Genomic DNA, 18,260 nt, shown 5'->3' on the forward strand with positions numbered 1-18,260 from the left:
GCGCGGGGCCGGGCCGGCGTCAGGGCGCCGGCCGCCGCGAGGGCAGGTCGGTGCCGCGCGGCCGCGTGTCAGCCGACGACGCGCAGCAGCGGGTCGAGCGCGAGCATCCCGGCGACGCCGGCGGGCACCGTGACCGCGAGCCACCGGAGCGTCGCGCGCAGCGGCCCGGGTCGGCGTCCGACGGTGACGAGCAGCGCGACGGCGATCGACCCGAAGACGAGGGCGTCGCCCACGTAGTGCAGCCGGATGCCGTACGAGACCACGGACTCGGTCACCCAGACCGCGACGAGCAGCGCCTCGCCGAGCCCGCGCAGGCGTCCCGTCGCGGTGCGCCAGAGGTGGCCGGCGAGCCCGAAGACCGGCCCGCCGACGACGCCGGTCACGATCCACTCGGCGATCGACGTGAGCGAGAGCCCGAAGCCCCGAAGGTCCGCGGTGACGTAGTAGCCGACGACCTGCAGGACGCACGCGAGCAGACCCGCGACGACGGCGACGGGCCGGGTCCGCGCGCGGGCGCCGACGAGGAACGGCACGACGAGCCACGGGGACACGGCGTTCGCGAGCCCGGCGAACGGGGCGGGCAGGACCGTCTGGAGGAAGGACGTGGCGGCACCCCAGGCGAGCCCGAGCACCGCGGCGAGCCCGAGGACGGCGAGGGTCGCGGTGGTGCGGCGCGCGGGGGCGACGCCGGGGACGTCGACGGTGCTGGTCACGGCCCCGACGCTAGGTCCGCGCACGGGTGCGTCGCGTCGGTCCGCGGGAGGGGTGTGCCGCGATCACGTCGGCCCGTGGTCGGACGGGTCGACGACGTCGTGTGCGCCCGTAGGTCGACCCTCGGGCCCCTCGCCGTCTTAATGAGAACGATAGTCATCGTCTGCTACGGTCCTGCTCGTGACGCAGCCGCGTCGCGCCACGACCAGGAAGGAGCCGGTGCCGCCGCGCGGCACCTGACGACCTCATGACCCAGACCCACACCCGCCCCCGCCTCCGCGACGCGACCCGCGCGGCCGCCGCCGCGCTCCCCCTCCTCCTGCTCGCCGCGTGCGCCGGCACCGCCGAGGACGCGACCCCCGCGTCCACCGCGACCGGGAGCACCCCGTCGAGCGACGCCGCCGAGGCCGCGACCTACCAGCCACGCCTCGTCGTCACGTACGACGGCGGCCTGCTCGTGCTCGACGCGGACACGCTCGAGACCGTCGACCGCATCGAGAAGGACGGCTTCCTGCGCGTCAACCCCGCCGGCGACGGTCGCCACGTGATGGTGTCGACCGACGCGGGCTTCCAGGTGCTCGACGCGGGCACCTGGGCCGAGGAGCACGGCGACCACGCCCACTACTGGACCGCCGACCCGGCCCTCACCGACGTCACCTACGCGGCCGAGAAGCCGGGGCACGTCGTCGTGCACGACGACCGCGTCGCGCTGTTCGACGACGGCACCGGCGAGGTGACGGTGCTCGACGTGCACGACGTCGCGGGCGGCGAGGACGCCGTGACCCGCACGTACACGACCCCGTCGCCGCACCACGGCGTCGCGGTGCTGCGCGGGGACGACGCGCTCGTCGTGTCGGACGGCACCGAGGAGGAGCGCAGCGGCGTGCGGCTGCTCGACGCGGACGACGCCGAGGTCGCCGCGACCGACGCGTGCCCCGGCGTGCACGGCGAGGCGGTCGCCGCGGACGAGGTGGTCGTCGTGGGCTGCCAGGACGGCCTCGTCGTCGTCGGCGAGGACACGATCACCAAGGTCGCGAGCCCCGACGCGTACGGGCGCATCGGCAACCAGGCGGGCAGCGAGGAGTCGGCCGTGGTGCTCGGCGACTACAAGTCCGACCCCGACGCCGAGCTCGAGCGGCCGACGCGCGTGTCGCTCGTCGACACCCGCACCGCGTCGCTGCGCCTGGTCGACCTGCCCGCGTCGTACACCTTCCGCTCGCTCGGCCGCGGCCACGACGGCGAGGCGCTGGTCCTCGGCACCGACGGGTCGCTGCACGTGATCGACCCCGAGGCCGGGACGCTCACGCGCTCGATCCCGCTGATCGACGCGTGGACCGAGCCCGACGAGTGGCAGGAGCCCCGCCCGACGCTGCACGTCCTCGACCGGACCGCCTACGTCACGGACCCGGCGACGAACCGGGTGCTCGCGGTCGACGTCGCGACGGGCGAGGTGTGGCGGTCGGCCGAGCTCGACGTCACGCCGAACGAGCTGACGTCGGCGGCGGGGCGGCACGCGCACTGACGCCGCCCCTCCGACTCTCCCGGTGCCCGCGCGGTGGGGTGACCCGCGCGGGCACCGGTGAGTCGTGGGGCCCGGCGACGAACCGGACGGGCCACGAGGGCCGTCCGGCGCGCCGGGCGCGGGTCGGTCAGGCGGGCAGCGCGACCGGGCGCCGGCCCGCGTCGACGACGTCGCTCGCGGCCGGCGGCTGCACGGGGGTGCGGTAGCCCTTGACGATCAGGTAGACCGCGAGGCTCATCTCCCAGGCGGTGACGGGGATCGCAGCGGCCATCGCGACCGGCGAGACCTGCGCGTACGCCCCGAACAGCACGAGCGTCGAGGACAGGAAGACGAGCGGGCCGCCGACGAGACCGAGCACCGTGATCGCGCGCGGGACGAGGCGCGCGCGGTGGACGACGGCCGCGAGCACGAGGGTGTTGAGACCGATCACGAGCCCAGGCCCGAGGAGGAACGTCCAGTCGTGCACGGCGACGAGGCCGTGCGCGACGGCGACGAGCGCGCCGTCGTCGGCGGTGCCCTCGACGCCCGCGGCGCGCTCCTGGCGCAGCGTGACGAGCGCGAGCGTCGCGACGATGCCGACGCAGATGACGGCGGCCTCGAGCAGCCGGCCCGCGACGTACGCGATCGACGCCGCGGGGGCGTGCCGCCGGATCACGGGGTAGATCGTGACGGCCGTCCCGATGCAGGACACCGCGAGGACGACCTCGAGGAAGCCGCCGAGCAGGACCTGGGTGTCGACCCCGGCGCTGAGCACGTACCCCGGGTCGCTCAGCGCGGGCTGGTAGAGAACGAGCCCCGCGACGGCGGCGACGGCGGCGAGGACGAAGAAGGCGCCGACGACGACGGCGTTCCCACGGCTGGGCTTCATGGCGGCACTCCTGGGTCGAGGAGGTGTACGGCGTACACCTGATGTCTGCCGACCATAGGTGTACGGTGTACACCGGTCAAGGAGGTGACCTGGATGGCGGACGAGCGACGCGCGCCGCTCACACGCGACCGCGTGCTGGACGCCGCTGTCGACCTGGCCGACGCCGAGGGCGTCGACGCCGTGAGCATGCGGCGGCTCGCGCAGGAGCTCGGCGTCGTGCCGATGGCGCTCTACAAGCACGTCGCGCACAAGGACGAGCTGCTCGACGCGATGGTCGACCGCGTCGTCGGCGAGATCCCGGCGACCGACCCCGACCTGCCGTGGAAGGACGCGCTGCGCACGCGCGTCCTCGACGCGCGCGCCGCGCTGCTGCGCCACCCGTGGGCCCGTCGCGTGCTCGAGGCGCAGGAGGCACCGACGCCGGTCATCCTCGGCCACCTCGACGCGACCATCGCGATCCTGCTGCGCGGCGGCCTCACGACCGACCTCACGCACCACGTCATGCACACGCTCGGCAGCCGTGCACTGGGGTTCAGCCAGGAGCTGCACACCGAGTCGACGGCCGCGGGCACGCCGCTCGACGACGAGACCGCCGCGATGTTCGTCGCCGCGTTCCCGCACGTCGTCGCGGTCGCGAGCGCGGCGTCGCACGATCCCGGCAGCGTCGTCGAGGCCGGCTGCGACGACCGGTTCGAGTTCGAGTTCTCGCTCGACCTCCTGCTCGACGGGTTCGAGCGGCTGCACCGCGACGGGTGGTCGTCGACGACCGCGCGCGCTGCTCGCCGCACCCCCTGACCTGCGCCGTCGCGGGTCCGCACGCGCGCCCCGGCCCTCCCATCCGGACGCCCGTCCGACTCGCCGGGATCGTCCACGCCTCGGCGCGCGGCTTGACGCGAGCGTGAGCCCGGTTAGGTTAGGCGAGCCTTCGCTGGGTAAGGATCACCTCACCGGCGGAGTGCTCCACTTCGTCGACCCCAGGGGGGCCTCGCGTGCGCGAGCTGCTGTCGTCCCGCACCGCCGACCACTACGCCGAGACGGTCCACACCACCGTCGACCGGCTCGCCGCACGCCTGCGGACCACCACCCAGCCGTACTCCGGCGCGCCCCCCGCCCAGCTGCGGGCGCTCGTCGACGCCGTCGACCTCGACGGGCCGGCGATCGGCACCCCCGCGGCGCTGCGCGAGGTCGACGAGCTCGTCCTCGAGCACGCGGTGTGGTTCCACCTGCCGACCTACGCGGCCCACCTCAACTGCCCCGTCGTGCTGCCCGCGGTCGCGACCGAGGCCGTGCTCGCGGCGGTCAACCCGTCGGTCGACACGTTCGACCAGTCCGGGATCGGGACGTTCGTCGAGCGCAGCGTCGTCGACTGGACTGCGCGCCGCATCGGCTTCGCCGCCGGGGACGGGATCTTCACGTCGGGCGGCACGCAGTCGAACCTGCAGGGGCTGCTGCTGGCGCGCGAGCACGCGCTTGCCGGCGTCGCCGACCGTGGCGCCATCCTGCCGCGGCTGCGCGTCGTCGCCAGCACGTCGAGCCACTTCAGCGTCCAGAAGGCCGCGCTCCTGCTGGGCCTCGCGACCGAGGCCGTCGTCACCGCCCCCGTCGACGCGCTCGGGCGGCTGCGGTCCGACGGCGTCGCGGCCACGCTCGCCGCGATCCGCGCCGCGGGCGACGTGCCCATGGCGGTCGTCGCGACCGCGGGCACGACCGACCGCGGCTGCATCGACCCGCTCGCACCGATCGCCGACGCGTGCGCGCAGGACGGCACCTGGCTGCACGTCGACGCCGCCTACGGCTGCGGGCTGCTCGTCTCCCCCACGCGCCGGCACCTGCTCGACGGCGTCGAGCGCGCCCGCTCCGTCACCGTCGACTTCCACAAGAGCTTCTTCCAGCCGGTGTCGTCGAGCGCGCTCCTCGTCCGCGACCCCGCCGACCTCGCGCCCGTCGCGTGGCACGCCGACTACCTCAACCCCGAGGACAGCGACGAGCCGAACCAGGTCGACAAGTCGCTCCAGACGACGCGCCGGTTCGACGCGCTCAAGCTCTGGACGACGCTGCGCGCGCTCGGCGCCGACCGGCTCGGGGCGATGTTCGACGAGGTGCTGGACCTCGCCGCCGCCGCGCACCGGTGGGTCGACGAGGACGACGACCTGGTCCTCGTCGGGCGCTCGCAGCTGTCGACCGTCCTGTTCCGGTACCAGCCCGCCGGGGTCCCGGACGCGCAGGCCGACGCCCTCGTCCCGCAGGTCCGCGCCGCGCTGTTCGGCTCGGGACGCGCGCTCGTCGCCAAGACGGTCGTCGACGGGCGGCCGTGCCTCAAGCTCACGCTGCTCAACCCCGACACGACGCTCGACGACGTCGCCGGCGTGCTCGAGCTCGTGCGCGCGGCCGGTGCCGCGCTCGTCGAGGGCGACGACCTGGTCGCGGACGCGGCGGCGGTGGCCCGGTGAGCGCGAGCGCGAACGGCACGACCGGCACCCGCACGCACGACCTCGTCGGCATCGGCGTCGGCCCGTTCAACCTGGGCCTCGCCGCGCTCGCCGACCCGCTCGGGCTCGACGCGGTCTTCCTCGACGGCCGCGACGGCTTCGCGTGGCACCACGGGATGATGCTCGAGGGCGCGACGATCCAGGTCCCGTTCCTCGCCGACCTCGTGACCATGGCAGACCCGACGTCGCGCTTCTCGTTCCTCGCCTGGCTCAAGGCCACCGGGCGGCTCTACCCCTTCTACATCCGCGAGTCGTTCTACCCGCTGCGCGCCGAGTACGACGCGTACTGCCGGTGGGTCGCCGACCAGCTGCCGACGCTGCGCTGGGGGCGGAAGGTCGTGCACGTCGAGGCCGACGGCGACGACTACCTCGTACGCGCCCAGCGGCCCGACGGCGGCGTCGAGACGTACCGGACGCGGCACGTCGTGCTCGGCGTCGGCACGCAGCCGGTCGTCCCGTCCGCGCTGCGGGACCTCGGCGGGCCTGTCGTGCACAGCGCCGACTACCTGCCGTCCCGGGCGTCGCTGCAGGCGGCGCGCAGCGTGACCGTCGTCGGCAGCGGGCAGTCGGCGGCCGAGATCTACCGCGACCTGCTCCAGGACGTCGACCGGTGCGGCTACCGGCTCGACTGGGTCACGCGCTCACCGCGGTTCTTCCCGATGGAGTACACGAAGCTCACGCTCGAGATGACGTCCCCGGAGTACACGGACCACTTCCACGGTCTCCCGCCGGACGTGCGCGACCGGGTCGGGCGCGAGCAGCGCGCGCTGTCGAAGGGCATCAGCGCGGCGCTCGTCGACGACATCTACGACACGCTCTACCGCAAGAGCGCCGCCGGACCCGTCCCGACGACGCTCCTCACGGACACCGAGGTCGTCGGCGCGCGGTGGGACGGCGAGCGGTTCACGCTGCGGCTGCGGCACGGGCAGCTCGACGCCGAGCACGAGCGGACGACCGACGCGCTGGTCCTCGCGACCGGGTACGCCGCGCAGGTCCCCGCGTTCCTCGACCCCGTGCTCGACCGCCTCGACCTCGACGAGCGCGGGCGGTTCGCGGTCGCGCGCGACTACTCCGTCGACGGCGGGCGCGGGCGCGTGTTCGTGCAGAACGGCGAGGAGCACACGCACGGCGTCACCGCGCCCGACCTCGGGTTCGGCGCGTGGCGGTCGTCGGCGATCCTCGAGGCCGTCGTCGGGCGCGAGGTCTACCCGCGCGAGCGCCGCATCGCGTTCCAGGAGTTCGGGGTGCCCGCCGACGCGCAGCGGGTCGCGTCCGCCGAGGACGCCGACGCGCTGGTCGGGGGCGCGCGATGAGCGCGCCCGGCACGCCCGTGGCCGTCGCGGCGGACGTACCGGCCGGGTCTCAGGCGACGACCGCCGGGTCGCCGTCGCCGGTCGTCACGCTCGAGCCGCTCGACGTGATCGCCCACCTCCCGCGCCTGCACGCGTGGCTCACGCACCCGCGGTCCACGGCGTGGGAGATGGGCCACCTGACCGTCGACGAGCTGCGCGCGTACCTCGACGACCTCGCGGCCGACCCGCACCAGCAGGCCTGGCTGGGGCGCGTCGACGGGGAGCCGACGTTCCTCGTCGAGACGTACGACCCCGCGCACGTGCTGCTCACCGCGGTCCACGACGCCGAGCCTGGCGACGTGGGTATGCACCTGCTCGTCGCGCCGCCGACCGGCGCCCCCGTGCACGGCCTGACCTCGGCCGTCATGCGCGAGGTCGTGCGGTTCGTGCTCGACGACCTCGGCGCGACGCGCGTCGTCGTCGAGCCCGACGTCACCAACACCCGCATCGCCGCGAAGAACGCGGCCGCCGGGTTCCGCGTGCTGCGGGAGGTCGACCTTCCCGGCAAGCGCGCGCTGCTGTCCGTCTGCACGCGCGCCGACCTCGCCGCGAGCCCCCTGGGAAGGACCCTGCGATGACCGCCACCACCGAACGTCCGGGCACCGGGCACGCGCCCGTCCTGAGCACCGCCGCGCACCTGCGACCCGAGGCCATGGCCGTCGCGCAGCGGCACCTCGTCGCGAAGGCCCTGTCGGAGCTCGCGCACGAGCGGCTGCTCGCGCCTGTCCTGGAGGAGGCCGCGGCGACGGCCACCGCTCCCGCCGAGCATCTGGAGCCCTCGGGGCCCGTCGACGACGAGCGCGACCCGCACGACTACCGCGTCGTCCTCGACCACGGCCGCGTCGTGTACCGGTTCCGCGCGCGTCGCCTGTCGCTCGAGCACTGGGCGCTCGACGAGGCGAGCCTCACGCGCGACGTCGACGGCGAGCCCGCGGCCCTCGACGCGATGGCGCTGGTCCTCGAGCTGCAGCCGCTGCTGCGCATCCCCGACCACCTGCTCGCGGTGTACCTGGAGGAGCTCGCGTCGACCCTCGCGAGCGGCGCGTTCAAGGCCCACCACGGCGGCCCGTCGGCCGGCGACCTCGTCGGCGCACCGCTGTGGGACGTCGAGGCCGCGATGACCGAGGGGCACCCGTCGTTCGTCGCGAACAACGGCCGCATCGGGTTCGGCGTCGGCGACCACGCCGCCTACGCGCCCGAGGCGGGCCGGCCCGTGCGGCTCGTCTGGCTCGCGGTGCGGCGCGACGTGAGCCACCTCGCGCTGGGCGACGGGCTCGACGAGGACGACTTCTACCTCGCCGAGCTGGGCGGCGCGACGATCGCGCGTTTCCACGCGCAGCTCCGCGACCTGGGCCTCGACCCGGCCGGCTACCGCTGGCTGCCCGTGCACCCGTGGCAGTGGGAGCACCGGCTCGCGATCACGTTCGCGCCCGACGTCGCCCGCCGCGACCTCGTCCTCCTGGGCACGGGCGACGACGACTACCTGCCGCAGCAGTCGATCCGCACGCTGCTCAACGTGTCCGACCCGTCGCGGCACTACGTCAAGGTCGCGCTCGCGATCCAGAACATGGGCTTCCTGCGCGGCCTGTCGCCCGCGTACATGGCGGCGACGCCGGCGATCAACGACTGGGTCGCGGACCTCGTCGCGGGTGACCCCGTGCTGGGCGCCCTCGGGTTCCGCGTGCTGCGCGAGCGCGTCGCGATCGGGTACACCGGCGACGCGTACCACCGCACGCCGCAGCCGAACGCGCACCGCAAGATGGTCGCCGCGCTGTGGCGCGAGAGCCCCGTCCCGCTCGTCCCGGCCGGGCACGCGCTCGCGACCATGGCGTCGCTGCTGCACCGCGACGCGGACGGCGCGTCCTACGTCGGCGCGCTCGTCGCCGCGTCCGGGCTCGACGCGACCGCGTGGGTGCGGCGCTACCTCGACGTCTACCTCACGCCGCTCGTGCACTGCCTGCTCGCGCACGACCTCGCGTTCATGCCGCACGGCGAGAACGTCATCCTCGACCTCGACGCGCACGTGCCGGTCGGCGCGTTCCTCAAGGACATCGGCGAGGAGGTCGTCGTCCTCACCGACCGGCCCCTGCCCGACGAGGTCGCGCGCGTGCGGCACCCCGTGGACGCCGACGAGGCCGCGCTCGCCGTCTTCACCGACGTGTTCGACGGGTTCCTGCGGCACCTCGCCGCGATCCTCGACACCGACGGGCTGCTCGACGAGCGGGCGTTCTGGGGCCTCGTGGCGGACGTGATCGACGCGCACGCCGCACGCCACCCCGACCTCCACCGACGCGTCGACCTGCGCGCCCGGCGCTTCGCGCACTCGTGCCTCAACCGGCTGCAGCTGCGCAACACCGCGCAGATGGTCGACCTGACCGACCCGTCGGGCTCGCTCATCTACGCGGGCACGCTCGCCAACCCGGTCGCCCGGCGGCGCGACGCATGACGGCGTGCGCGTCCGCGTCCCCGGCGACGCGCGCCCGCGCGTGCGTGACGACGTGCGCGACCGCTCGGGCCCGCAGCAGGGTGGGCGCATGACGGTCGAGGTGTTCCGTGACGCGTGGGGCGTGCCGCACGTCCGCGCCGACGACGAGCTCGGCCTCGCCTACGGCCAGGGCCTCGTGACGGCCGTCGACCGCGCGTGGCAGGTCGAGGTCGACCTGTGGCGCGCGCAGGGTCGGCTCGCCGAGCGCCTCGGACCCGCGGGCGTCGACTGGGACGTGCTCGCGCGTCGCCTGCGCATCGCCGACACCGCGCGCCGGGTGCACGACGCGCTGCCCGAGGACGACCGCGCGTGGCTGGCCGCGTACGTCCGCGGGATCGACGACGGCCTGCGCGGGCGCCCGGTCGCGGAGGTCGAGGCGCTCGACGCGCACCTCGGCGGCACCACCACGCGCGAGCCGTGGCCCGCGTGGGGACCGGTCGGGGTGCTGCTCGTCGCGCACGTGCTGTTCTCGACGTTCCCGCGGCTGCTGTGGAACGACCACGTCGCGCACGCGCTCGGCGACGACGCCGTCGGCCTGTTCGACGCCGCGGGCGGCGCGGGCGACCCCGGCTCGGGCGGCAGCAACGCGTGGGCGCTGCACGGGTCGCGCACCGCGAGCGGCCTCCCGCTCGTCGCGGGTGACCCGCACCGGCTGCTCGAGCTGCCGGGCGTCTACCAGCAGGTCCGGCTCGCGTGCCCCGGCGTCGACGTCGTCGGGCTGGCCTTCCCCGGAGTTCCCGGGGTCCCGCACGTCGCGCACACCGGCGACGTCGCGTGGGGCGTGACGAACGCGATGGCGCACCACGTCGAGGTGTTCCGGGAGCGCCTGCGCCGGTCGTCCGACGGGTGGCGGGCGCGAGGGCCGGACGGCTGGGAGCCCGCGTCGGTGCACACCGAGTCGATCCGCGTCCGCGGCGGCGCCGACGTCCCCGCGCTGGTCGGCGAGACCGCGCGCGGTCTGCTGCTGTGGCGGGAACGTCCCGACGACGGTCCCGCGCGCGAGGTCGCGGACGTCGTGCGTGCCGCACCTCCCGGTGGACGCGGTGCCGTCACCGGCGACGACGTGGTCGAGCGCGACGCGTGGTCCGTGCGGTTCCCCGTGCGCGCGACGGCGGACGCGGGCGTCGGGTGCCTGCGTCGGCTGCTGCACGTGCGCACCGCGCACGAGGTCGCCGGCGTGCTGCGGGACTGGGTCGACCCGGTCAACCGCGTGCTCGTCGGGGACCGGCACGGCACGGTCCTGCGCGTCGTCGCCGGACGGGTCCCCGACCGCGACGCGGGCCTGCGGCACCGCCCCCACGACGCGTGGTCCGACGCCGGGCGCCCGCCGCGCTGGGTGTCGCCCGTCGACCCCGAGCCCGTCACGGACGTCGCGGTCGACGCCAACGAGCGCCCCGCGCACGCGGACCACGACCTGGGCGCCCTCTACGCGCCGCCGCAGCGGGCCCGTCGCATCCGCACGCTGCTCGACGCGACCCGCGACGAGCCCGCGACCGCGGCGAGCACCGCGCGCGTGCACGGCGACGTGCGGCACGACGGCGCGGCGCGTCTCCTCGCGCACCTCCCGCCCGCCGATGCGGACCGGTCGGCCGACGCCGTGGACCTGTCGGCCGACGCACGCCGGCTGCGCGACCGGCTCCTGGCATGGGATCGGGAGATGGCGGCCGACAGCCCAAGCGCGGCCGACTTCGCGCGCTGGCGGTCGGCCCTCGTCCGACGCGTCGCCGCGCACCCGTCGCTCGCTGCCCTGCACGACGACGCGGGCGCCGGCCCGGTCCTGGCGCCGTGGTTCGTCGTACCTGCGCGGGTCGCGGACGCGCTGCCCGCGCTGCTCGACGCCGACTGCGCCGACCCGGACCGGCTGCGCCTCGACGGACCGGCCCTGGCCCGTGCCGCGCTCGAGGATGTCATCGCCGAGGCGCACGCCCCCCGGACGGACGGCACCGCGGCCGACGACGAGGCCGCGACCTGGGCGGACCTGCACCGCCTGCACCCCCTGCACGTGCTCGACGAGGTCTCGGGGTGCGCGTCCCCGTTCAGGGTGGACGCCGGCGTCGGCGGCGACACGGAGTGCGTGCGCTCGACGTCGTCGACCCCCGGCGTCACGCACCGCTCGTGGCGCGGCTCGGTCGCGCGCTACGTGTGGGACCTGGCCGACCGCGAGCGCAGCCGCTGGAACGTCCCCTTCGGCGCGAGCGGCGTGCCCGGCGACCCGCACGCCCTTGACCAGCTCGACGCGTGGCTCGACGCCCGCACGACCGAGGTCGTCACCGACTGGGACCGGCTGCACCGGGAGGACCTGCCATGACCACCACCGCCCCCACGACGGGCGCGCGCCTGCGCTCGGGCCCGCGCGGCACGGTCGTCGACAAGCGCGACGTGCCCGGCCTGGGCGTCCTCACGACGACGGTCCTCGACCCCGACGGCGACCTCGACACCGTGCACGCCTGGGTCACGCAGCCGCACACCGGGTTCTGGGGCCTCGGCGGGCTGAGCCGCACCGAGCTGCGCGACACGTACGCGTTCGTCGACGGCCTGCCGAGCCACCACGCGTTCCTGCTGCGCCGCGACGGCCTGCCCGTCGCGCTGCTGCAGACGTACGAGCCCGAGCACGACCCCGTCGGCGAGGCCTACGACGTCCAGCCCGGCGACCTCGGCCTGCACTTCCTGCTCGGCGCGCGCGGCCGCCCGACCCCGCGCTTCTCGACGCTGCTCATGGGCGCGGTGCTCGACGCGCTCTTCCAACCGCCGGCCGCACGTCGCGTCGTCATCGAGCCCGACGCGCGCAACGACCGGGCGGTGTCACGCGCCACCCGCCAGGGCTTCGTGCTCGGACCCGTCGTCGACCTCCCGACCAAGCGCGCACAGCTCGCGTTCCTCACGCGCGAGCGCTGGGCGGAGGTGCGCCCCACGACCGCCGGGGCCTGAGCGCGCGACCGGCGCCCGAGGATCATCCTTGTCGCGCGCGCCCGAGGGGCGGACGCTGGACCGGTCGGGCGCACGAGGATCGGGGGGACCTCGCCATGGCCGGGACGTCGAGCGAGCCGGAGCAGCAGCCGCACCTCGGGGCGGTCACGTGGGCGCCGCTGCACGACCGCGCGAGCGCGCTGCGGTCGGTGCGGTGGTGGAGCGTCGCGGGTGGCGTGGGCTTCGTCGTCGCGGCGTCGGTCGCGGTCGTCGTCGCCGGGACGTCGGCGGACCGAGCGCTCGCGATGTACGGCATCGGCGCGGCGGTCGCGGTCGGGGCGCTGCTCGTCGGCGTCGGGGTCGGACTGCTCACGGCGGAGGCTGTCCGGTCCGACGCGTTCGCGATCGCACCCGGACCGCACATCTCACCGGACCCCGACAAGCCGCAGTCCGCGGTCGGCGGGATGCTGCCGGCGGGCGCCACGCTCGAACAGCTCGGCACGTTCCTCGGCACCGTGCGGCAGGTGCTGGCGGGCCTCTCCCCGGGCCGCATCTGCACGATGCTCGGCACGCTGCTGCTCGTGGTGGGGGCAGCGACGGCAGTGGCTGCGTCGAACCTGCTGGGCGCTTGAGATCCGCTGCAGTCAGAGGCTCAGCCAGCAGTAGAGATGCGCCCCCTCGGCGCGCGCCCGGCGCGCGAGTGCGGAGAGCGCTCGGGCGAACGCAGCCAGGTCGGCGGGGTCCGCGCCCTCCAGCTCGTCGGTCTCGGACCAGGAGACGGCGACCTCGTCGAGGCGGCCGTCGCTCACGTCGGCGAGGGCTCGCGTCAGCGCGTCCGTGAGCCGGACGACGAGCTCCTCCCCTCCGTGACGGTCGGCGACCGGTGACGTCGGTGCGTCGTCGAGGACCTCCTCGAACGTCCTGCCGGTGAGCAGCTCCTCGAGGGTCCCCAGGTGCACGACCGGCTCGATGCCACCGCCGTCGACGGCGTGCGCCGGGATCGAGTCCGAGTGGACCGAGGCTGCGGCCTCGTCGGTCGGAGCGACGAAGTACTCGGTGAGCAGACCCATGGCCCACATCATGCCGTCGCCCTGCCTCAGCACCGTGCCGACACCGGGTGTCGCCAGCACGTCCCCGACCCTCGCGCCGCCGGACGCCCTAGCCCGCGACCTCCGCGGCCTCGAGCCAGGCGGCCTCGAGCTCGTCCTTCTCGGCCGCGAGCGTGCGCAGCTCCGCGTCGAGCGCGAGCACGGCCTGGTGGTCCGTCGCCTGCGCGGCCATCTTGTCGTGCAGGTCCTTCTCGAGGTCGGCGATGCGCGACAGGCGGCGCTCGATGCGCGCGATCTCCTTGCGCGCGGCGCGCACCTCGGCCTGCGTGGTGCCTGCGGCCACGACGGCGTCGCCCGGCACAGCGGTGTCGGCGGCAGGCGACACGGCCGCGGGCGGCTGCGCCTCACCGGCCGCGTGGCGCAGCTCGAGGTACTGCTCGACGCCGCCGGGCAGGTCGCGGAGCTTCGCGTCGCCGAGCAGCGCGACCTGCCGGTCGCACACGCGCTCGAGCAGGTACCGGTCGTGCGAGACGACGACGAGCGTGCCGGGCCAGCCGTCGAGCAGGTCCTCGAGCGCGGCGAGCGTGTCGGTGTCGAGGTCGTTGGTCGGCTCGTCGAGCAGCAGGACGTTGGGCTCGCCGACCAGCAGCCGCAGCAGCTGCAGGCGCCGCCGCTCGCCACCGGACAGGTCGCGGACCGGGGTGCGCGCGCGGTCGCGCGGGAAGCCGAGCCGTTCGACGAGCTGCGACGCGGTGAGCTCCTTGCCGCCGACGACGATCGACCGCTTCTCGCGCTCGACGACCTCGACGACGCGCAGGTCCGCGAGCTCGTCGAGGTCCTCGACGTCCTGCCGCAGCTCGGCGACCGCGACGGTCTTGCCGCGCTTGACCCGCCCGGACGTGGGCGCGAGCCGCCCGGCGAGCAGGCGCAGCAGCGTCGTCTTGCCGGCGCCGTTGACGCCGACGACGCCGATCCGGTCGCCTGGGCCGAGCCGCCACGTCACGTCGTCGAGCAGGACCTTGTCGCCGAACGCGAGCGTCACGTCCTCGACGTCGAGCACGTCCTTGCCGAGCCGGGCCGTCGCCATCCGGGCGAGCTCCATGCGGTCGCGCGGCGGCGGCTCGTCGGCGATGAGCGCGTTCGCGGCGTCGATGCGGAACCGCGGCTTCGACGTGCGGGCGGGTGCGCCGCGACGCAGCCACGCGAGCTCCTTGCGCAGCAGGTTCTGCCGCTTCTCCTCGGTGGTCGCCGCGGTCCGGGCACGCTCCGCGCGCGCGAGCACGTAGGCGGCGTACCCGCCGTCGTACTGGTCGACGCCGCCGTCGTGCACCTCCCAGGTGCGCGTGCAGACGGCGTCGAGGAACCAGCGGTCGTGCGTCACGACGACGAGCGCGCCGGAGCCGCGCGCGTACCGCTCGACGAGGTGCGCGGCGAGCCACGCGACGCCCTCGACGTCGAGGTGGTTGGTCGGCTCGTCGAGCACGAGCACCTCGTCGTCGCGGACCAGCAGCGCCGCGAGCGCGACCCGACGGCGCTGCCCGCCGGACAGCGACGACACGTCGGCGTCGAGGCCGACGTCGGACAGCAGGCCCGCGTGCACGGCGCGGATGCGGGCGTCCGACGCCCACTCGTGCGCGTCGGCGGACCCGTGCACCGCGTCGAGGACGGTGCGGGGCGGCAGGTCGTCGCGCTGGTCGAGCACGGCGACCCGCGCACCGCCCGCGCGCGTGACGCGTCCGGCGTCGGGCTCCTGGAGGCCGGCGAGGACGCGCAGCAGGGTGGACTTGCCGGCGCCGTTGGGGCCGACGACGCCGATGCGCTGGCCGTCGTCCAGACCGAGGCTGACCTCGTCGAGGAGCGTGCGCGTGCCGAGCGTGAGGGTGACGCGGTCCGCGCCGAGCAGGTGAGCCATCGAGGCGACAGGCTACCCGTCGCCCCAGGCCGCACGACGACCGCGCTGGTCAGGCCTCCGCGGGCGCGACGACGCCGGTCAGTCCGTCGCCGACACCACGCGCGCACCCGCGACCGGACCGGCCGCCGTGAGCACGCGGTCCGCGACGCCTGACGCCGTGAACGCGGCCGCGAGGACGAGCGCGTGCTGGCGGCTGCGCGCGAGCGCGGCGACCGTCGGGCCGGACCCGGACACGACGACGCCGAGCGCCCCCGCGTCCTCGGCGACGGCCAGCGGCTCGGCGAGCCCGGGGTCGAGCTCGAGGGCCGCCATCTGCAGGTCGTTGTGGAGCGCGGCACCGAGAGCGCGGGCGTCGCCGGCCCGCAGCGCCTGCATGAGCGGCACGTCGGCCTCGGGGTCCGGCTCGCCGAGGGCGTCGTGCCCGTGCAGCTCGTCGAACGCGCGGTACACGGCGGGCGTCGACAGCCCGCGGTGCTGCACGGCGAACGCCCAGTGGAACTCGCCGCGCGTGAGGGCCGGCGTGAGCAGGTGCCCGCGACCGGACCCGACGGCGGTGTGTCCGGTCAGCGAGAACGGCACGTCGGACCCGAGGCTCGCGGCCAGGTCCAGCAGGTCGTCGCGGCTCAGGCCGGTCCGCCACAGCGCGTCGCACGCGACGAGCGCGGCGGCGGCGTCGGCCGAGCCGCCCGCCATGCCGCCGGCGACGGGGACGTCCTTGACGACGTGCAGGTGGACGCCCGTGTCGATCCCGACGCGCTCCGCGAGCAGGCGCGCGGCCTGGAGCGCGAGGTTGCCGTCGTCGGTCGGGACGACCTCCGCCTGCGGTCCGCTCACCGTGAGCTCGAACGTTTCCGACGGCGTCGCGACGACCTCCTCGAAGACGCCGACCGCCTGGAACACCGTCGACAGCGGGTGGTAGCCGTCCTCGTCGCGCGGTCCGACGCGCAGCGAGAGGTTGATCTTCCCGGGCGCGCGGACCCTGACCTCGTGCTCGGGCAGCGGGGCCACGGGGGTCAGCGTCACGGCTCCACTGTGCCAGGTCCGCCAGGACCCGCGCCCGCGGGGGACGCGAGGTGCTCGGCGATGCGCGCGAACGCCTCGATGTCGAGCCGCTCGCCCCGGGCCTGCGGGTCCACGCCTGCGGCGACGAGTGCGGCCTGCGCGGCGTCGGCCGACCCGGCGAGCGACGCGAGGGCCGGGCGCAGCATCTTGCGCCGCTGCGCGAACGCCGCGTCGACGACCGCGAACACCTCCTCGCGGGCCGCGGTCGTGCTCGGCGGCTCGCGGCGGTCCAGCCGGACCAGCGCGGAGTCGACGTTCGGCACGGGCCAGAACACGCTGCGGCCGACTGTCGCCGTGCGGCGCGCGTGCGTGTACCAGGCGGCCTTCGCCGACGGCACGCCGTACGTGCGGCTGCCGGGCGGTGCGGCCAGGCGGTCGGCGACCTCGGCCTGCACCATGACCAGCGCGCGCTCGAGGGAGTCGAACCGCTCGAGGAACGTGAGCAGCACGGGGACGGACACGTTGTACGGGAGGTTGGCGACGAGCGCGACCGGCGGCTTCCCGGGGAGCTCGCGCACCTCGAGGGCGTCGCGCAGCACGACCGTCAGGCGGTCACGGCCGTCCGCGTCGCGCAGCACGACGACCGGCGAGCCGTCCACGTCGTCGGCTTGCGCCGCCGTCAGCCCGGGCACGTGCTCCGCGACCGTGCCGGGCAGCAGCCGCGCGAGGACCGGGTCGATCTCGACCGCGACGACGTCCGCGTCCGCCTCGAGCAGCCCGAGCGTCAGCGACCCGAGCCCGGGGCCGACCTCGACGACACGCTCGCCCGGCCCGACGTCCGCCTGCCGCACGATCTTGCGGACCGTGCCCGCGTCGAGCACGAAGTTCTGCCCGAGGGTCTTGGTGGGCCGCACCCCGGCGCGCTCGGCGAGCGCCCGGATCTCCGCGGGCCCGAGCAGCGAGGTCGACATGGCGAAGAGCCTAGGCGCTCGCGCGGGGACGCCGACGCCCGCCGACCCCGGGCGGGGCGGCGGGCGTCGGGACGCGTGGCGTCAGGTGCGCGTCAGGAGCGCGTCAGGAGAACAGGTACTTCCCGCAGTGGGGCCACTGGCCCGCACCGGAGCGGTTGTACAGCATCTTCGCGCGCGCGGTCTGCTCGTCGGGGCTGGCCTGGGACGGGAGGCCGGCGCCGCCGACCGCCTGCCACGTCGCCACCGAGAACTGGTAGAGCCCGTGGTACTTGCCCGTCGACGACACGGCCGACGGGTTGCCGCCGGACTCGCACTTCGCGAGCGCGGCCCAGTTGAGCGAGTCGGCGCTGCCGCCCGCCGTGATCGGGCCGGCGGCGGCCGTCGAGCCGGACGACGTCGCCTTGGGCGCGGGCGCCGGGCGGGCCTTGGTGCCGGTCTTGACGATCTCGTCGACCGGCGCCTGCGTGATCTGGTCCGACACGGTCTCGCGGGCCGTCTCGACGCCGTCGACCGTCGTGACGCGCTCGACGAGCGTGCGCACGCCCGCGACGCCCGCGACGGCGACCTTGCGCTGGCCGGTGTAGAGGGTCGCGTCCTCCTGCGTGCTCGACGCGAACGGCACCGCGTGCGTCGAGGCGACCTCCTGCACGGCGACGCGGTTCACGACGACCTGCACGCGCCCCTCGGGCGACTGGCGGACGGAGACCCGGTCGAGCGGGTTGAGCGTGATGCCGAGCTCGCCGAGGACCTGCGCGACGCGTGCGTCCCCGTCCGGGGTCTGCAGCGTCTGACCGTCGACGAGGACGTCGGCGGAGCCGTGCAGCGTCAGGTCGAGCGCGAGCTCGGGGCGGCCGCCGGCGGCGGAGCGGGACGCGACGAGGGCGACGTCGCTCGCGCGGGACGCGAGCGTGTCGAGCGCCTCGTCGGCGGTGATCGCGGTGGTCCACACCGGCTTCTCGGTGCCGTCGAGGGAGACGGTCACCTGGCGCGCG

At 75.6% G+C, this 18,260-nt stretch carries 16 protein-coding genes and 1 pseudogene; 9 read left to right on the forward strand and 8 right to left on the reverse strand.

Annotation, left to right across the window (positions count from 1 at the left end; translation table 11 throughout):
• Window positions 1-68 precede the first annotated feature (68 nt).
• Complete coding sequence (locus CTKZ_RS15475) at window positions 69-713, reverse strand: DUF6518 family protein (protein WP_124343782.1); 645 nt, start codon at window positions 711-713, stop codon at window positions 69-71.
• 245 nt (window positions 714-958) lie between these two features.
• On the opposite strand from CTKZ_RS15475, the gene aztD reads away from it, so the two are divergent.
• On the forward strand, window positions 959-2,233 hold the full coding sequence (aztD, locus tag CTKZ_RS15480; protein ID WP_124343783.1) for a zinc metallochaperone AztD: 1,275 nt from the start codon (window positions 959-961) through the stop codon (window positions 2,231-2,233).
• 127 nt (window positions 2,234-2,360) lie between these two features.
• Here aztD and CTKZ_RS15485 read toward each other — a convergent pair whose 3' ends face one another.
• Window positions 2,361-3,101, reverse strand: coding sequence for a DUF4386 domain-containing protein (locus CTKZ_RS15485; protein WP_124343784.1), 741 nt, complete (start codon window positions 3,099-3,101; stop codon window positions 2,361-2,363).
• A 93-nt stretch (window positions 3,102-3,194) separates the two neighbouring features.
• On the opposite strand from CTKZ_RS15485, the gene CTKZ_RS15490 reads away from it, so the two are divergent.
• From CTKZ_RS15490 to CTKZ_RS15525, 8 genes are all read left to right on the forward strand, one after another.
• Window positions 3,195-3,896: a TetR/AcrR family transcriptional regulator gene (locus CTKZ_RS15490; protein ID WP_124343785.1), complete on the forward strand. Its 702-nt coding sequence runs from the start codon at window positions 3,195-3,197 to the stop codon at window positions 3,894-3,896.
• 194 nt (window positions 3,897-4,090) lie between these two features.
• A complete protein-coding gene (locus tag CTKZ_RS15495) occupies window positions 4,091-5,551 on the forward strand; it encodes a pyridoxal phosphate-dependent decarboxylase family protein (protein WP_124343786.1) in 1,461 nt (486 codons plus the stop codon).
• Window positions 5,548-6,903 carry a lysine N(6)-hydroxylase/L-ornithine N(5)-oxygenase family protein gene (locus CTKZ_RS15500; protein ID WP_124343787.1) on the forward strand — a complete coding sequence of 452 codons (1,356 nt, stop codon included), beginning with the start codon at window positions 5,548-5,550 and terminating at the stop codon, window positions 6,901-6,903. The genes CTKZ_RS15495 and CTKZ_RS15500 overlap by 4 nt, the downstream gene beginning before the upstream one ends.
• Complete coding sequence (locus CTKZ_RS22685; protein ID WP_124343788.1) at window positions 6,900-7,520, forward strand: GNAT family N-acetyltransferase; 621 nt, start codon at window positions 6,900-6,902, stop codon at window positions 7,518-7,520. The genes CTKZ_RS15500 and CTKZ_RS22685 overlap by 4 nt, the downstream gene beginning before the upstream one ends.
• Complete coding sequence (locus tag CTKZ_RS15510) at window positions 7,517-9,388, forward strand: IucA/IucC family protein (RefSeq protein ID WP_124343789.1); 1,872 nt, start codon at window positions 7,517-7,519, stop codon at window positions 9,386-9,388. The genes CTKZ_RS22685 and CTKZ_RS15510 overlap by 4 nt, the downstream gene beginning before the upstream one ends.
• 88 nt (window positions 9,389-9,476) lie before the next feature.
• On the forward strand, window positions 9,477-11,735 hold the full coding sequence (locus CTKZ_RS15515) for a penicillin acylase family protein (protein WP_124343790.1): 2,259 nt from the start codon (window positions 9,477-9,479) through the stop codon (window positions 11,733-11,735).
• Window positions 11,732-12,355: a GNAT family N-acetyltransferase gene (locus CTKZ_RS15520; RefSeq protein WP_124343791.1), complete on the forward strand. Its 624-nt coding sequence runs from the start codon at window positions 11,732-11,734 to the stop codon at window positions 12,353-12,355. Before CTKZ_RS15515 ends, CTKZ_RS15520 begins: the two co-directional genes overlap by 4 nt.
• A 95-nt stretch (window positions 12,356-12,450) precedes the next feature.
• Entirely contained in the window at window positions 12,451-12,966 is a 516-nt protein-coding gene (locus CTKZ_RS15525) for a hypothetical protein (RefSeq protein WP_124343792.1), read from the forward strand.
• Between the two features lie 12 nt (window positions 12,967-12,978).
• On the opposite strand, the gene CTKZ_RS15530 is transcribed toward CTKZ_RS15525, so the two are convergent.
• The 6 genes and pseudogenes from CTKZ_RS15530 to CTKZ_RS15550 form a co-directional block, all read right to left on the reverse strand.
• Window positions 12,979-13,464: a hypothetical protein gene (locus CTKZ_RS15530; RefSeq protein ID WP_124343793.1), complete on the reverse strand. Its 486-nt coding sequence runs from the start codon at window positions 13,462-13,464 to the stop codon at window positions 12,979-12,981.
• Window positions 13,465-13,492: 28 nt separating this feature from the next.
• On the reverse strand, window positions 13,493-14,764 hold the full coding sequence (locus CTKZ_RS15535; protein ID WP_371852380.1) for an ABC-F family ATP-binding cassette domain-containing protein: 1,272 nt from the start codon (window positions 14,762-14,764) through the stop codon (window positions 13,493-13,495).
• A 48-nt stretch (window positions 14,765-14,812) separates the two neighbouring features.
• Window positions 14,813-15,295 (reverse strand): annotated as a pseudogene (locus CTKZ_RS22740) (ATP-binding cassette domain-containing protein); the annotation flags it as partial.
• Between the two features lie 78 nt (window positions 15,296-15,373).
• The gene (locus CTKZ_RS15540; RefSeq protein ID WP_124343795.1) at window positions 15,374-16,318 is read right to left on the reverse strand and encodes a 4-(cytidine 5'-diphospho)-2-C-methyl-D-erythritol kinase; all 945 of its coding nucleotides are present in this window, start codon (window positions 16,316-16,318) and stop codon (window positions 15,374-15,376) included.
• On the reverse strand, window positions 16,315-17,268 hold the full coding sequence (gene rsmA / locus CTKZ_RS15545; protein ID WP_124343796.1) for a 16S rRNA (adenine(1518)-N(6)/adenine(1519)-N(6))-dimethyltransferase RsmA: 954 nt from the start codon (window positions 17,266-17,268) through the stop codon (window positions 16,315-16,317). The genes CTKZ_RS15540 and rsmA overlap by 4 nt, the downstream gene beginning before the upstream one ends.
• Before the next feature lie 103 nt (window positions 17,269-17,371).
• On the reverse strand, window positions 17,372-18,260 hold an 889-nt coding region (locus tag CTKZ_RS15550), incomplete at its 5' end, for a resuscitation-promoting factor (RefSeq protein WP_148090506.1).

Source organism: Cellulomonas algicola (assembly GCF_003851725.1).
Lineage (GTDB): Bacteria > Actinomycetota > Actinomycetes > Actinomycetales > Cellulomonadaceae > Cellulomonas > Cellulomonas algicola.